15 protein-coding genes are annotated in these 14,794 nt (G+C 50.9%); 7 read left to right on the top strand and 8 right to left on the bottom strand.

Features of this window, described 5'->3' with window-relative positions; translation table 11 throughout:
• Positions 1-315 precede the first annotated feature (315 nt).
• On the top strand, positions 316-927 hold the full coding sequence (locus Dpoa569_RS18965) for a hypothetical protein (protein WP_042873537.1): 612 nt from the start codon (positions 316-318) through the stop codon (positions 925-927).
• Between the two features lie 275 nt (positions 928-1,202).
• Here Dpoa569_RS18965 and vfmE read toward each other — a convergent pair whose 3' ends face one another.
• Entirely contained in the window at positions 1,203-1,766 is a 564-nt protein-coding gene (gene vfmE, locus Dpoa569_RS18960) for an AraC family transcriptional regulator VfmE (protein WP_042873534.1), read from the bottom strand.
• A 602-nt stretch (positions 1,767-2,368) separates the two neighbouring features.
• Between vfmE and vfmH the strand changes: the two genes are divergently transcribed.
• Genes vfmH through Dpoa569_RS18945 form a run of 3 tightly spaced genes read left to right on the top strand, consistent with a single transcriptional unit; the run spans position 2,369 to position 5,781 of the window.
• Positions 2,369-3,775, top strand: coding sequence for a two-component system response regulator VfmH (gene vfmH / locus Dpoa569_RS18955; RefSeq protein WP_042873532.1), 1,407 nt, complete (start codon positions 2,369-2,371; stop codon positions 3,773-3,775).
• Entirely contained in the window at positions 3,768-5,087 is a 1,320-nt protein-coding gene (locus tag Dpoa569_RS18950; protein WP_042873530.1) for a sensor histidine kinase, read from the top strand. Before vfmH ends, Dpoa569_RS18950 begins: the two co-directional genes overlap by 8 nt.
• Positions 5,056-5,781 carry a 4'-phosphopantetheinyl transferase family protein gene (locus tag Dpoa569_RS18945; protein ID WP_227983100.1) on the top strand — a complete coding sequence of 242 codons (726 nt, stop codon included), beginning with the start codon at positions 5,056-5,058 and terminating at the stop codon, positions 5,779-5,781. The genes Dpoa569_RS18950 and Dpoa569_RS18945 overlap by 32 nt, the downstream gene beginning before the upstream one ends.
• Positions 5,782-5,909: 128 nt before the next feature.
• On the opposite strand, the gene Dpoa569_RS19745 is transcribed toward Dpoa569_RS18945, so the two are convergent.
• From Dpoa569_RS19745 to Dpoa569_RS19695, 4 genes are all read right to left on the bottom strand, one after another.
• The gene (locus Dpoa569_RS19745) at positions 5,910-6,032 is read right to left on the bottom strand and encodes a hypothetical protein (RefSeq protein WP_256376379.1); all 123 of its coding nucleotides are present in this window, start codon (positions 6,030-6,032) and stop codon (positions 5,910-5,912) included.
• A 393-nt stretch (positions 6,033-6,425) separates the two neighbouring features.
• Positions 6,426-7,283, bottom strand: coding sequence for a hypothetical protein (locus Dpoa569_RS18940; RefSeq protein ID WP_042873524.1), 858 nt, complete (start codon positions 7,281-7,283; stop codon positions 6,426-6,428).
• A gap of 753 nt (positions 7,284-8,036) precedes the next feature.
• A complete protein-coding gene (locus tag Dpoa569_RS18935; RefSeq protein WP_042873522.1) occupies positions 8,037-9,170 on the bottom strand; it encodes an acyl-CoA dehydrogenase family protein in 1,134 nt (377 codons plus the stop codon).
• Positions 9,167-9,397: a hypothetical protein gene (locus Dpoa569_RS19695; RefSeq protein ID WP_227983098.1), complete on the bottom strand. Its 231-nt coding sequence runs from the start codon at positions 9,395-9,397 to the stop codon at positions 9,167-9,169. Before Dpoa569_RS19695 ends, Dpoa569_RS18935 begins: the two co-directional genes overlap by 4 nt.
• Positions 9,398-9,495: 98 nt before the next feature.
• Here Dpoa569_RS19695 and Dpoa569_RS19690 point away from each other — a divergent pair, with 98 nt between their 5' ends.
• Positions 9,496-9,678: a hypothetical protein gene (locus tag Dpoa569_RS19690; RefSeq protein ID WP_227983096.1), complete on the top strand. Its 183-nt coding sequence runs from the start codon at positions 9,496-9,498 to the stop codon at positions 9,676-9,678.
• Positions 9,679-10,337: 659 nt separating this feature from the next.
• On the top strand, positions 10,338-11,090 hold the full coding sequence (locus Dpoa569_RS18925; protein ID WP_042873520.1) for a helix-turn-helix transcriptional regulator: 753 nt from the start codon (positions 10,338-10,340) through the stop codon (positions 11,088-11,090).
• Here the strand turns inward: Dpoa569_RS18925 and Dpoa569_RS18920 are convergent.
• On the bottom strand, positions 11,056-11,694 hold the full coding sequence (locus Dpoa569_RS18920; protein ID WP_042874125.1) for an acyl-homoserine-lactone synthase: 639 nt from the start codon (positions 11,692-11,694) through the stop codon (positions 11,056-11,058). The genes Dpoa569_RS18925 and Dpoa569_RS18920 overlap by 35 nt on opposite strands.
• 510 nt (positions 11,695-12,204) lie before the next feature.
• On the opposite strand from Dpoa569_RS18920, the gene bhsA reads away from it, so the two are divergent.
• The gene (gene bhsA / locus Dpoa569_RS18915) at positions 12,205-12,450 is read left to right on the top strand and encodes a multiple stress resistance protein BhsA (protein ID WP_042873519.1); all 246 of its coding nucleotides are present in this window, start codon (positions 12,205-12,207) and stop codon (positions 12,448-12,450) included.
• 361 nt (positions 12,451-12,811) lie between these two features.
• On the opposite strand, the gene Dpoa569_RS18910 is transcribed toward bhsA, so the two are convergent.
• Both Dpoa569_RS18910 and Dpoa569_RS18905 read right to left on the bottom strand, forming a co-directional pair.
• On the bottom strand, positions 12,812-13,675 hold the full coding sequence (locus tag Dpoa569_RS18910) for a YicC/YloC family endoribonuclease (RefSeq protein WP_146411654.1): 864 nt from the start codon (positions 13,673-13,675) through the stop codon (positions 12,812-12,814).
• 129 nt (positions 13,676-13,804) lie between these two features.
• Entirely contained in the window at positions 13,805-14,713 is a 909-nt protein-coding gene (locus Dpoa569_RS18905; RefSeq protein ID WP_042873518.1) for a LysR family transcriptional regulator, read from the bottom strand.
• Between the last annotated feature and the right edge of the window lie 81 nt (positions 14,714-14,794).

Below are 14,794 nucleotides of genomic sequence, written 5' to 3'. Positions count from 1 at the left end.
AAAACGCACGGAAAACATCCCGCGCGTTTTATGCCTTGTGCTCCCGTTTTGAGCCAATGTTTTGGCTATTTCCCCGGTGACATCCCCTTTTCGAGATGAGAAACGTGCTGCAAACCGGGTGTCGGCAACTGCGGACAAAAACAAAATTTGTTTGTTGGCAAAGTAGTTACAGACCGATTGAGCTTGATTGCAAGCCATAAAACGGTGCTGCTGGGGCAAAGCTTCACGCTATGTGTCTGTCTATGATGCTTTGGGATTATAAGCGGTGTAGCCACATGAGCTGGCTGAATGCCAATGGATTGCAGGAGGTTCGGCATGTCAGTTGAACTTATCAAGCGAGTTTGGGAAGTCTTTCGTGATCAACCACTGTCCGATGCGCTGATGGTTTTATTGCAGCCAGCGTCGGGAGAGAAATCATACGCTCACCCGATTGGGTATCAGATTCAGGACATCAGCAGTCTGCTGGAGGCCAGTCAGTCTCTGCGCCTGTTTGACCGGGTGCTGAATCACCTTGGTCTGGATGTGGTGCGCTGTACGGATGTTCCGACGCTGCCGGCCAGTTTTCCGATACTGGTGTGCGTCGCTCGTCTGGGGTTGCTGGCTCGTATGCAAACCATGAGCTGGCAGCATCTGTCTGGCCGCTACAGTTTTGGCACCAAAACCACCCGTCATCAATTGATCAAAGCCAGCTTTGCTGATGTAGCCGGTAAGGCGTCGCTACTGCTGGAGCAACAGTATCAACGTTTGCGAGAAGGCGACGTTGCCGGACTGGAAGATGATCACTACCAGATAACCCAGCTTAACAACGAAGCGGAAAAGATGATGGGTGGGCATGGTTTTTTGCTGGGCAATACCCACAGCTTGTCCTACTTTTCCATGATGCTCTATAGCATCTATGGCAAGGCGAGCAGTTTGACGGTGGTCTGAATACAGAACAAGGATGGGAACGATGGCCAGCTCTCGCGTGTAACAGCGTATTGTGTCGTTTTTAGCTGACGCGGACAGGGATAGGCGGGAACTGAAAATCAGGGAGCGCCATTCATCCATGTCATCCATGCTGCGACAGGTTTAATGCATCGTATTTGTCGCGGTTTAGTCCGATGCCGATGGCGGCAACGCGAATATGATAGCAAATAAGCAGTATAGTAATTGAGCAGCAGTAGGGCGGTGGGCGCTGATAAATCAGGCCCACCATAAGCATTTTAGTTGCAGAGATTCTGGATATTGTCCAGCAGCACATGACGAGAGAACAGGTGGCGTTGTTTGCCGAAAATAATATCGAAGCTCATGTTTTGTATAGTACGGGGCAGTTCGTTTTCCCGTGCCAGTGAAACCGCTTTGCGGTATTTCAGCGGTGGAATGTTGTAGGTCTTGGTGAAACAACGAGAAAAATGCGGCAGGGAGGAAAAACCGCAGGCGTAGCAAATATCGGTGAGCGACCAGTTGGGCGAAATATGAATAATTTCTTTTGCCAGCGTCAGGCGTACACGCCAAATCCAGCGCATTGGCGTAATGTTATAAACCTGATTGAAAAGACGGCAGATATCGAATTTTGATTTACCGCTGACGGCTTCAAGATCTTCCAGCGTAATGTTGTTGCCGATATTGTCGATAATGTAATCAATGATTTCCGCCAGACTGGTTGCTTTATTATTGGCTGCGAGCGTTTTTCGCAAGTTAGGGTGACGGCGGTACATATCCTGAATCAGATTATTGTTGAACATATCATTATCCAACGTATGGGCGAAGGCGTTCTGTAAGCTCATGGTGTCGTCCCCAAAAAATTGATTCCCCGAGTCTGGTCCGGCTTAATCCAGAAATGTTTCTTTAACAGCGGTGAAGTCAGTGGTTAATTATTGTCCCGCAGTCCAGTGTACGAGTTGCTTAACGCAAATTGTGTGCCATGTTGTGACTGGTTGTTTTTAAAGGAAATGCTTACACCCACCCGTAATCCGTCCCATTAATGAGGCGAGGTAATGCCAAATATGGGATTTCTCGTCTCGTAAATGGCAAGTCTGATGCGTTACCCTACATAAAGAGCGGGAAGGCGCGATGTGGGCTATGCTGAAAGGCCTGCGTGGATCGGTGATGGATGACTGCCGTCAACGCCGTGTTTGGGGTATGAACAGCGTTCAGGATGTACATTGGTATGATTTGTGCTGTTGTCGGAATAGTGCCAGCGTGTGTGCTCGTGGCAGGATACCGGGCAGCGCTCCGGTTTCCCGCAACAGAACCGTTAGCAGTTAACAGAACCGTTAATCGTTACGATGGAGCGATGATGCTGTCAGGGACGAATGCGGCGGGAATCTTCCTGCGGCGTAGCCCGTCAGTGTGAATTTCAGTATGAACCCGCGTGATAAGGATCTATATGGCGGATAAGCAACATATTCTCATTGTTGATGATGACGCACATATTCTAGCCAGCTTGCAGATGCTACTTTCCATGGAAGGTTATCAGGTCACACTCTGTTCCACAGTTGAGCAAGTGCCCGTTCAGTTATCTCAGCATGATTTTGATTTGATTCTGATGGATATGAACTATCAGCGTGATACCACGTCTGGCCAGGAGGGCCTGTTATTGCTTGAAGAGATTAAGCGATACGACGAGTACCTGCCGGTCGTGGCGATGACTGGCTGGGGAAGCGTTGATATTGCGGTAAGCACCATGCGTGCGGGTGCGGTGGATTTTATCCAGAAGCCCTGGGACAACGAGCGGTTGCTGAATGTGATTCGCCAGCAAATCTCCTTTAGCCTGAGCCAACGTTCCGGCAAGCGGTTGAAAGAAGAAAACAAGCTGTTAAAGCTGGAGCTGGAAGACAATTTTAACGGCGAGTGGGTCGTGGAATCCGTGCCGATGAAACAGTTGATGCGGGTGGTGGAACAGGTGGCCGCTACCGAAACCAACATCCTGATTTTGGGTGAGAATGGTACCGGTAAAAGTCTGCTTGCCAGGGTTATTCATCAGCTTTCTTCACGCCGTGACGAGAACATGGTGTCGGTGAACATGGGATGCATCAACGAAAACCTGTTTGAAAGCGAGATGTTCGGTCATGTGAAAGGCGCGTTTACCGATGCCCGCGAAAGCCGGGTTGGACGTTTCGAACTGGCAGACAAAGGGACGCTGTTTCTGGACGAGATCGGCAACTTGCCGCTGAGTCAGCAAAGTAAGTTGTTGCGTATTCTGGAGGAACGGTGCTTTGAGCGGGTGGGGTCGTCTCGCACCTTGAAAACCAACTGCCGCATTATTGCCGCCACCAATGCCGAATTAGCCGTCAGAGTAGCCGAAGGAACATTTCGTCAGGATCTCTATTATCGTCTTAACACCATTGAATTACGCGTGCCGTCACTGGCCGAGCGGCAGCAGGATATCATGCCGCTGGCGCTGAATTTCATTGATCGGTATGCCAGAAAATACAACAAGTCGGCACCGGGACTCAGTCCATCCGGGCAGGCCGCGCTATATGGCTACCATTGGCCGGGAAATATCCGCGAACTGAGCCATTTACTGGAACGAGCGGTACTGCTTTGCCGATCCTCACGGTTGGACAGTGACGATATTTTTCCGTCATTGCCAGGCGCAACTGCGCCGCAAAAAACGGTGAAAACCGAGCCGGAACTGGATTGTGATGCGACGCTGGCCGATATTGAAGAACGTCTGCTGTGTCAGCGTATGGTGAAATTTGAGGGGAACGCCATCAAGGCGGCCCATTCGCTGGGTCTGAGCCGTAGTGCGTTTTACCGACGACTGGAAAAATACAAAATTAACCATGAGTAAACTCGACTTCTCCTTTGAACCTCCTCACCTGTTGTCATTCAATGTTGCAGCGGTTGCGGGGTTGCTGGGGTATTTCCTGCTATGGCTGTTTCCCGATCAGTCGGTATATCTGAAGATACTGACGGTATTCATTATTTTCCTGTGTCTGATCTACAGCAGTTTTACGTTTTCCGAGCGCCTTAATGCCAAGAGCCACGTTGTGTCGAACTTACTGGAAGCGCTGGAGCAGGAAAATTTCAGCCTGCGCGGCGTAACCAAGGGTAAAAGCGCGTTTGATAACCTTATCCGACAGATTAACCAGCTTTCCAGCGCGATGGCGCGTAGCCGTCAGCAACAAAAAGAAACCTACTATGTGCTGCACAAGGTGATCTCCAATATCAGCATCAGCGTGTTTGCGCTGGACGCTGAGCGTCGTGTCATTTGGTGCAACGAAGCGGCGGCAGCCCTGGTCAACAAACCGTTGTCGTTGGTGGTGGGGCAGCCGGCGGCAGAGTTTGGACTGGAGGGGCTACTGCAGCAATCGTCTGGTGCTGAGCCGGTTGACTGGCGTTTCCCCAGTACGCGAGGCATGTTCCAGATTCGTCACGATTCTTTTATTGAGGATGGTCGGCAAAATCATCTGCTCTTTATCAGTGACGTGAGCAAACTGCTGCGTAATGAAGAGCAGAAAACCTGGCAGAACCTGCTGCGGGTGATCAGCCATGAAATCAACAATTCGTTGACGCCGATTGCGTCCATCAGTCAGACGTTGTTGCAGGTGTTCCGTAAGGATAATCAACACCCGTCCGCGCCAGACCTGGCCAACGGCATGGAGATCATCAACAATCGTGCCCGTGAACTGATCACCTTTGTGGGCAGTTACCGCCAATTGAATCGTCTGCCGCCAGCCAATAAACAGCCATGCGATATTGCTGGGCTGATGATGCAAATGGCGATGCTGTTTCCTCAGCGTAAACTGGTCTTTTTGGGTGAGTCACCACAACTGGTGATGGTCGATGCGAATCAAATGCAGCAGATGTTTATCAACCTGCTGAAAAACGCCGATGAAGCGATGGGGGCAGAACCCGGTGAGATCGTACTGCGCTGGAAAGTGATCGCCCAACAACTACATATTGAGATTATTGATCAGGGTAAAGGGGTGGCGAATATCGAAAACCTGTTCGTGCCGTTTTATACCACTAAAACCCATGGTAGCGGCATTGGCCTGATCCTGTGTCGGCAAATCGTCGAAGGGCATGATGGACACCTGACGCTGGAGAATCGTAAGGATGCAGAAGGCTGTGTCGTTAATATCTTCCTGCCGTTGGGATGACCTGACCGCGAGAACATGGCGGTACCCCCACTGCATTGTGGTGCCGCGTGCGCAACGGGCACACCCGATGATAGTCGCGCAGGCTCATCAAGCCTGTGGTCTCGCGTTGGATGCACCATTGACGCCGCGTCAGTTGGCGCAAGGTATGTTGCGTATCCTGCTGGCACCACTGTGCCAGCAGGATGCCAGTACACTGAGTTTTTCCCGTAACCCACATGGCAAACCGTTTTTGCCACAACATCCGGCAATTCAGTTCAATCTTTCTCACACTCATGGTGCCTTCGCGTTTGTTTTTGCGCGTCATAACCCGGTGGGCGTGGATGTGGAAAGTTGCCAGGGACAGGTAGACCGTAAGCGGTCGGTGGCCAGACGTTTCTTTCACCATGAAGAAATTCGCTGGCTGGACTCGCTTGATGATGCACTATTTCTGCCGGCATTCATCCGTTTGTGGAGCCGCAAAGAAGCGTATATCAAAGCGTTGGGATTAGGGTTACACAAATCACTGTCGTCATTTAGCTGCCTGACAGACAGCCAGGGCGCAATCCAGGTGGCGGATTCCGGAGAGGTTATCGATTGTTGCCTCGGTGAGGAGTGGATGCCAGGGGAGCCATCCGTCGCGCTGAGTTATTGCCTGCTTCCTGTTGAATCGGCCTGCCCGGATAGCTGGCGCCTGCTGGTGCTGGATGATATGTAGAGATAGGAGCGACAGGCGGAGAAGCTAAAACAAGCGTTGTCCCTGAGGGAGGATGACCAGCTCATCCAGAACATCCTGTCTGGCGCTGGTCTCCACGCGATATCCATTACTGCAAACCAAAGTTACACTCAGGCCACGGCTGACATCCAGTTGTCGTAAAGGAGGGCACATCCACACTGTGCCGACTTGCTGGCAAACAGGCCACCATCAATGGTAGCTGTACCGGCACGGAACAAATGCAACGCTTTCATTCCTCTCTCCTTTTTCCGTTGCTATCCTTGCTATGCAAGCCTGACATCCCATGTCAGGAGGGAAAACCCGCGGCCAGCAATCCTTGTCTGGCCGATACCCACCCGAATATTCGTCCATGGCTTCGGGCGGTGCGGGGGAGTTACATCCTTGTCTCTTACGTCAGCAAGCCGACGAAAGCTTTCCCTGATTGCTATTATGCACAGCGGAATTATCGATTGTTGTCTGAAATTGAGAATAGCTCTGATAAATACGGCTAAATAATGTGGTCAGACCGATGCGCCTGCATAGCTGGTGGCAACTGCCACATCCAGGCATCCAGCCTGGAGGACAACATAACGTGAGATTTGCCGGATTACGTGGCAGGTCGCGCCGCTGGCACCAACAGCAACGGACTATTCCAGCCCCTGCAGTGCGACAGCGCTGAGCATGTCCTGATAATGAACCAACAGCAGATAATCGCAGCCTGACTGATAATTCTCTGCCAGCGCCACAAAGGGTGCAGCGCATACCAGATGTGGATTGGTGGTGATACCGGCGATTGATGACGGCAGCGATGTTAGCAACAGCGGTTCTGCCACTATGTGTAAGCGGTCTTGTCGCAGGGCAAAGCGCTGGCATAATTCGGTTACAGATTGCATTAACATATTGGCGGCAGTGTGAGGGCGACGGCAGAACCCCTGATAGCGTAGCGACCGCTCATGACAGCAGACGGAAAACAGACAGGCGTTGTTTTCGGGGGCGATGGACTCAAGCAGCGAGGATTGATACGGCAGGCTGCTTTGGTCGGCAATCAACAATAACGAATCGTGGTTGTCTTCCTGCTGGCAATTAGCAATGCTGGAGAGTGCGAACAAGGCGGCGTCCGGTCCGCGATCACGAATAGTCAACGCCAGGCAGGCCGGTAGCCTGAGCGTCTCAATCACGTAGTTGATCACCGAACTGCCAAGGTGCAGGTCCGGCGTCCAGTGCGCCATCAGTACGCTATCAATATGCGACAGATCATTTCCGGCCTGATAAACGGGCAGCAACTGGCCGATCATGTTGATGAACGATGTAAGGTCACTCGTCTGACTACTGCATTGCAGGTTGACCAGCCTTTCATGCCAGTCAAGCCCGTTTCTGGCAAAGAAGCGAGAGGCGTAGCTGTGCCAGTAGTATTCCTGCGCAGGGCTTATCGCTTGCCGCGGCATACTGGCGGACGACGTAAAGCTGCGATGCAGTATCGACCTTGGGTCAAGATACGTGGGCACAAACGCCTCCCTTGGCGGTGTAGCATCGCAAACGGTTCATCAGGTGAATATGTGTGGTGCCGTCCATGCATTCAAACGCCAGAGCATCCAATTTTTTTAATACATTACTCAACGTAAGAGTCTTCATTGATCTGTCCTGTTAGTTGAATCGCAAAGCATACCATTAGCGCGATAACTACGTACCTTATCGGGAATCACCGTTGTGTATTGCCCGATATTGCAACTGTGTATTGCACTTTGTTCGAATTTCAATCAGTAGCGATGAGTATTGCCTCTGCGCGACACTGACCAGCAATGCGGTATCGCCTTTGGGCAACTGTTGTTGCTGCTGTAACGGGTGAAAACTGATGAATGGAGCGATGCTAACGCCGTGACCGGGCACGGGATATTTTCCAAAGAAATTTTTCCCGTAGAAAATTCATTAACCGCGCCAAACGATACGATGAAGAGTGGTTAACGTTATGCGGGGCGATCAAGTCAATCTGAACAATGGGGGTGCCGGTTTTGTTCAACGCCGACTGTAGGTGATGTAAGGCACCTGAGCGCTCTGGCAAGGTACAGGGCAGATCACTCTCAGTCAGTATCAGCCCTTGCGCCTTGAACCCCAAAACGGTGATGGATAAACCTGGTGCGGCATACAACAAGCTTTGCTGTAACAGAGTGCGGAACGCGAGTAGTACGCGTTGCTACCGTCAGGCTACCCGTTTCCTGCGCTAGCGGGCGGTTGGCAGGGCTAAAACCGGGTCAGCCTGGTTACTCACACCGATAACCATGGTTAATCAGATGGATAAAGGTGGTGCCTTCGGTGTATTCAAAGGCTTTCACGTCGCGCCAGGCTTTCGCCAGGCGAGGATATTCGCCCAGTGCGGCGGGGGGCGCATGATGAATGACAGTCATTACGGCCTGCTCAGCCACCCTGGTGGCGGTGATTTTGACCAGCCCGGCTTCGCGTCCGCAGGTTTCCCCTTGTTCAAAACGCTCACAGATCGTGCGAACTTGCGCCATGGCTGCCTGCAACTGCCGTCTGGCTTTTAGTAGCCAGGCGGCGCGTGGCGTGCTCCAACGTTGCTGTAAGGCGAGATTGAGCGCGGAACGAGCGATGCCAAGTGCAATCGCACCGACACAAGGGCGCAGTGAATCGAAGGTCACCATGGCGGAACGGGCAAAGCGCTCGGTTGGTTTCAGATGTTGCCCAAGTAGCGCACTGTCCGGCACGAACAGATCCCGAAAGGTTAAATGCGATACGTTACAGCCCGGTACGCCGCTGATAGGGATTCGCTCGGCGAATACGCCATCCTGATGACGTGGTGAAAAGATGAAGACATTGATGCCGAGCGGGCCGGCGGCGGTGCGGGCAAACACGACCCCTGTGTCGGCAATGACGCCATTGCCTATCAGATATTTCTCGCCGTTGATCAACCAGCCGCCATCCACTTTGGTGGCGCTGGTCTTTATTTTCTGTGCATCGCTGCCCACTTCCGGCTCGGTCATGGCAAAAGCACTCCAGGTCAGCTCGCGGCTAAACTGCGAGAAGAACGCATCGCGCTGTTCCTGGTTGCCCATGTTATCCACCACCAGCGCCGCCATACCGGGGCCGGGGGCGGCGAACAGCAGATTAGGATCGATGTAGCCTAATGATTCATAGACTTCGCACCGCAGAGTCAAGGGCAATGTCCGTAGGGCAATGCCTTGATGCTCCAGCCAGCAGGTTGGCTGGTAATCGGCTGGCACACCCAGTGTATTCAGCATTGGCGATAGTGAATAGTGCGCGGTGAGGCGCGCTTTCTCCGGGGCGATATCGATTTGTCCGCCAATATGGCGCCCCTCAGGTAAGGTGTCTTCAATCAGACGTTTTAGGGGTGCGATGAAAAGGGCGTAATCATTCACGTAGTTGCTCCTTGTGCGATCAGACTGATGCTGCCGGACACGCTCTCCATAATGTCCGCCTCCGGTTTGTACTGATGACTGGCCTGCGGCCCGTGCGGATAGGCATAAAACGGGCGCATAAGCGCCAGCCAGCCTTCAGCGCGTAACAGTTGGTATTTCTTTTGGAGATAACCTGCTTCAAAGCAGATAGGGTACGGCAGGCAATCCTTGCGTTCTTTGTCCCGCATCCCGCTTCCGGCATTGGCTCCACCCGTTCTATCTGCATATCGTGATAGGTGGTGCTCCTGAAGGTGACGTAAATCGGCTGAGCGGTGACGGTCTTGCAATGTACCGTGATATGAGGGAAAAAGGTCGCCATCGCGGCGATAGTGGTGCCACTATCCTTGGCGATGTATCCGATATGGCTGAATTTCATGGCTTTTATCCCGTCAATGCCGTTTATAACAGACTACCGACAGCAGATGTTTTTTTTTATGTCTGGTTGCAGGTCGTACAGCCATTTTGGTGAAGTGTTACGCTTCCCCCTTATGTGTATTTTTTACAGGAGTATGAACAGCGTTTTATTCGGGCGGTTTGTTTGACATTGCGGTCCGTTGATGCGGCAGGACAAGTGCTGTTAGATCAGCGGCAAAGAACGCATAATTTATTCTAATAGCTGTATTATCGTGGTTTTTGCCTGGTGGTTGCTGTGGGTGGCATTGATGGGCGCAGACGTGGAACAATCACGGGAAGGAAAAAAATGACCTCCCTCTCACCTGCGATCCGAGGAGAGCAGGAGGGAGGAAGAGCCAACAATACAAGCTTATAAAATACAATGTTATAAGTCCGCCATACTCCAGATTGCAGATAAGTTGTTCGCCTGCACTTACCCCCGGTACTGGCTCAACGCCAGCTGTTGGAGATTCACTCGGTTGTCGACTAACTGCAATTTGAATTATTTTGGATATATATTAATAAACTAACTGATATTTCCCTGGTGTTCGCCAATTTGGCTTTCTGATCTTTAAAATGGATCAGAGGTTTTTATTTTTGTGCTTAATGTTATTTGCTGCAAATGTTAAGGAGTTTGCATCGGGAAAGATAGTTAGACTAAGGTATAGGTTGATACTATACTTTCATGCCGTTACGGTCAGCCTGGGCTGTCACACGCGACTTTGGGAGAGTTGAATGTCTATATCATTCTCTAACGTTGACTTCATCAATAGCACAATACAGAGTTATCTTAATCGAAAGTTAAAACACTATGGCGACTTCAAGTATGCTTATTTGATCATGAACAAGAGGAAGCCGACAGATGTCGTAATTATTTCTAATTATCCACCAGAATGGGTTGAAATTTACAGAAGTAATAATTATCAACATATTGATCCAGTTATCCTGGCAGCGATTAATAAGATTTCCCCTTTTTCCTGGGATGATGATCTGGTTATCAGTTCTAAATTGAAATTTTCCAGAATATTCAATTTGTCCAAAGAATACGACATTGTTAATGGTTATACATTCGTGCTGCATGATCCGGGTAACAATTTGGCGACGCTGTCTTTCATGGTTGAGGAATATCGTAGTAGCGAGTTGGAAGAGATTGTTCAAAATAATAAAGATAAGCTGCAAATGTTGCTGATCTCGGCCCATGAAAAGCTCACCTCCCTTTATCGGGAGATGAGCCGAAACAGAAATAATAATAAGTCGCAAGAAGCCGATCTTTTCTCACAGCGAGAAAATGAGATTCTCTACTGGGCGAGCATGGGAAAAACGTATCAGGAAATTGCATTGATTCTTGGCATTACCACCAGTACAGTAAAATTTCATATCGGCAATGTTGTAAAAAAACTGGGTGTGCTGAATGCCAAACATGCTATCCGACTTGGTGTCGAAATGAACCTGATCAAGCCAGTGGAATCAGCAAAGGCAAAGTCTTGAGCTGGTCAGATTCGGCCTTTGTCATTTGTGTTATGCGTTCAATCAGTGCGTGCCTGCTTTCATCATCAGTTGGCAGGTGCAGCAGATAAATTCTCTCCTGTTTTTCCGATAGCCCTTGTTGGATTATGGAGATACGCCAGCCTGATCGTTTTAACAACGTCAACATAGGGTGGCTGACAATGGTAAGAATTCCGTCGTAACGATATTTTCTGGCGTAATTGATCATGGAAAGGAACAATGCCAGACACGCTGGGTTACGGGTGCCAATCAAATTTCTTACCCGGTCACGATCAACAAAGAAACGGCTAGATTCAATATAATTTCCTTCGGGGATTTTGAGATTGTCGAAATAAGAAAAAAATGTACCGGTAATCATATTCGGATATTTTATTTCTATAAATCTGACACTACAAATAATTTTCCCTTCTTTAACACCTAAAAGATAAGTGGTGTGTTCATTATCGTACTCGTCAAATTCCATTCCGTTAATACAGTTGACGTTCCAGTCAAGACGATCCTTAAATGTTTCTTTGCGTAGTGTAAATACCTCATCCAGCTTGTTATTTGACATTACGCTAAAATCTACATCGAATATTTCTAACATTTTTCCCCCTGTCATCAACGTCATGAACGTCATGTTTTTTGCGCAGAAACTTACCTGATGGGGATATATGTTAACGTTTTTGCTGCTTACTTTTCCAGCGTGATTACTTGCGTTTATTTAAGGGAAATTGATGTTCATTAGTTGACATATTATTTCCTTTTATACCCTGAATAATTCAGGGGCCATAGCCCCGGCGTGTTCTGGATTTTTCGGGATAGTTAATCAGTAGTAAAAGTAATGCTTATTAGAAATTATTAACACTGTTACCATTTCGGCGAGGCCGTATGCTGTGAGTCCTGGTTTCCATCATGCTTATTCAGCTAATTATTCCGCAGGGCTTAAACTATACCTGGTGGAAGTAATTTACTGAATAAGTTGTGTTTTTATATTCATGTCATAGAAATGTGATATGTATCGCACTTTTTGTTAAGTTGGTGGTGGTTACCATAGTGATAATTGACTTGTCATTTATTGGTACCCAACGAAGAACATGCAAAAAAGGAAACTATCATGAACATGAAAACTGTATTTACTGCCATCGCACTGAGCACTCTGTCTGTCGGCGCTTTTGCTGCAACGGAAATCCAGTACCCGCAGGGTCAGGAAATCGGCAGTGTCTCTGCCAGCGCCAACACGCTCGACAGCCTGCAAGCGAAACTGGCCGCTAAAGCCGATGCTGCTGGTGCCAAATCCTTCCAGATCACGTCTGTTCAGGGTGACGATACTCTGCACGGCAACGCGGTTCTGTATAAATAATGTGAGCTGAGGTTGGGACCCGTACCCCTCTATCCCATCCTCAATTATCACGAGTCACTCCCTCCCTGTGTTTATTCTTATGTTGTTGTTAACCGGGCTTCGGCCCGGTTTTTTATTAGTGTGCTGCGCACCATGCCTGGCGTGCCAATAAAAACGCCCTGAAAGCAGGGCGTTGCGAGTCTGTTTATTGAGTCGGTGGCTCTATGCCTCGTGGGTACTGGATTCTTGTTAATGCGTTTTTTCTACAGGTACACCCTAATCATGTCTTTGTTGCTTCCTGATGATAGCCCGTGATAACCAAAAAGCCCGCTATGCGGCGGGCTTATGGGTTTTTTGATGGTGGGTGATGCGTTGTGAGGTGTTACTCAATATTCTGAATCTGCTCGCGCATCTGTTCAATCAGCACTTTCAGTTCGATGGCGGAGGCGGTGACGTCGGCGTTGATGGATTTGGAACCCAGCGTGTTCGATTCGCGGTTGAATTCCTGCATCATAAAGTCCAGGCGTCGGCCAACGGCTTCCTGCTTATTGAGGATTTTGTAGGTTTCCCGCACGTGGGCTTCCAGCCGGTCAAGTTCTTCGGCCACGTCGATGCGTTGCGCCATTAGCACCAGTTCCTGTTCCAGCCGGTTGCCGTCGAGTTGTACCTGTGCTTCTTCCAGCTTGCTTTGCAGTTTTTCTCGCTGCCATTGCAGAATGTTCGGCATGTGGGCGCGGACTTTGGCGACTTCGGCGCTGACGCCTACCAGCCGCTGTTCAATCAGCGCTTTGAGCGCGTTGCCTTCGCTTTCGCGCGCGAGGATGAAGTCGTCTAGTGCGGCTTCCAGCGCCTTCATCAGCTCTGCGCTGATGGCATCCAGATCCTGCTCCTGTGCCGACATCACCCCCGGCCAGCGCAGGATGTCGAGCGGGTTTACCTCGCCTTCGTCGCTTTGCAGTTTCACCCAGTTCGCCGCCGCCACCAGCTGTTTGGCCAGTGACTCGTTGAGGATCAGTTGCCCCTGTGCGCGCGGGTCCAGCTCAAAACGCAGGCCGCATTCGATTTTGCCGCGGGTCAGGCGGTTACGGATGCGTTCGCGGATTACCGGCTCCAGGCTGCGAAACTGTTCGGGTAAACGGATGTAGGTTTCCAGATAACGCTGGTTTACGGAGCGCAGCTCCCAGGCGGCGCTGCCCCAGTCACCCTTGATTTCTCGCCGGGCGTAAGCGGTCATGCTACGAATCATCGGTGCATACCTGTTTAAGAAGTGATGGAGTAATTATAAGGGGGCGTTACCAAAAGCGACAGCGCTAACGGGCTGACAACTCAAGGCGTGCGGCCAGACTACGCCGTGGCCGCACGCCCGACGCGGCGGTTAGGCGGCGTCCAGCAGCGGCTGGCACTGGCTGGCAAGTTCACGGCACTTGCTTTTCAGCACCTGCTTGAGTTGCAGAATTTCGCGGGATTGCGGGATATCGCGGCGGCTTATCAGCATCACCTCGAACGGCAACGGCTGGCTGATGGGCACGATTTTGAGCTGGTCGGCATAACGGCGAGCGGTGAACAGGTCAACAATGCCGGTGCCTCCGCCTGCCAGTACCATATCGGCGATCACCGAATAGGTTTTGATGTACAGCGACGCCGCCGGTTTAAGGCGGCGATCATGCAGCGCGCGGTGTACCACCTGGCCCAGCGGGTCCTGCTGCTGCATCATCAGCAGGTTGTTGTGGCACAACCATTCCAGCGATACCGGCCCTTGCTGCGGGCTGTCTTTCGGCAGAATCGCCACCATGCGTGACTGGCACAGCGGCTCGGCCAGTAAATCCGGCGGCACCTGCTGGCCAAACACCAGCGCCAGGTCGAGCTGGTGCTGCTGAATGTTCTGGCACAGGGTGCTGAAGTGTTCGGTTACCAGCTCGATGTTCATGAGAGGCACCTGCTGCTGAAACTCCACCATCGCCGGAGCAACAATCATCTGGCCGAAGGCGTGCGCCGCACCCAGCCGCATGGTTTCACACTGGCCTTTGCGAATGTTCTCGGTCAGGCGGGAAATTGCCTGCAACTGGCTGTAAAGCTGTGCTATCTCCGGCATCAGCCGCTGGCCTTCCACCGTGGGGACTAATCCCTGTGAACGGCGTTCGAACAGGGCAAACCCCAGTTGCTGCTCGGCATGATTCAACACCCGGCTGACATTAGGCTGTGAAACGTTGAGTAGCCGTGCTGCGCCGCTGATGGTGCCGGCCTGAACAATCGCCTGAAAGACTTCGATGTGGCGTAAGCGCATAACCTGAGTCCCATTGTGTGATGTGTTCCGGACCGGCCCGATGGGGCACGATCCAACGTATAACCAAGCAAGAACTACGCC

This window comes from Dickeya poaceiphila (assembly GCF_007858975.2).
Lineage (GTDB): Bacteria > Pseudomonadota > Gammaproteobacteria > Enterobacterales > Enterobacteriaceae > Dickeya > Dickeya poaceiphila.
This window is presented reverse-complemented; position numbering and strand designations above follow the sequence as displayed.

Excerpts from the sequence above, each read along its gene's own strand:
- Dpoa569_RS18950 (WP_042873530.1), top strand. The coding sequence starts at position 3,768 with ATGAGTAAACTCGACTTCTCCTTTGAACCTCCTCACCTGTTGTCATTC.
- Dpoa569_RS18925 (WP_042873520.1), top strand. The coding sequence starts at position 10,338 with ATGTCTATATCATTCTCTAACGTTGACTTCATCAATAGCACAATACAG.
- vfmH (WP_042873532.1), top strand. The coding sequence starts at position 2,369 with ATGGCGGATAAGCAACATATTCTCATTGTTGATGATGACGCACATATT.
- bhsA (WP_042873519.1), top strand. The coding sequence starts at position 12,205 with ATGAACATGAAAACTGTATTTACTGCCATCGCACTGAGCACTCTGTCT.
- Dpoa569_RS18920 (WP_042874125.1), bottom strand. The coding sequence starts at position 11,694 with ATGTTAGAAATATTCGATGTAGATTTTAGCGTAATGTCAAATAACAAG.
- vfmE (WP_042873534.1), bottom strand. The coding sequence starts at position 1,766 with ATGAGCTTACAGAACGCCTTCGCCCATACGTTGGATAATGATATGTTC.
- Dpoa569_RS19695 (WP_227983098.1), bottom strand. The coding sequence starts at position 9,397 with ATGCGGGACAAAGAACGCAAGGATTGCCTGCCGTACCCTATCTGCTTT.
- Dpoa569_RS18905 (WP_042873518.1), bottom strand. The coding sequence starts at position 14,713 with ATGCGCTTACGCCACATCGAAGTCTTTCAGGCGATTGTTCAGGCCGGC.
- Dpoa569_RS19745 (WP_256376379.1), bottom strand. The coding sequence starts at position 6,032 with ATGAAAGCGTTGCATTTGTTCCGTGCCGGTACAGCTACCATTGATGGT.
- Dpoa569_RS18910 (WP_146411654.1), bottom strand. The coding sequence starts at position 13,675 with ATGATTCGTAGCATGACCGCTTACGCCCGGCGAGAAATCAAGGGTGAC.
- Dpoa569_RS19690 (WP_227983096.1), top strand. The coding sequence starts at position 9,496 with ATGTACCGTGATATGAGGGAAAAAGGTCGCCATCGCGGCGATAGTGGT.
- Dpoa569_RS18965 (WP_042873537.1), top strand. The coding sequence starts at position 316 with ATGTCAGTTGAACTTATCAAGCGAGTTTGGGAAGTCTTTCGTGATCAA.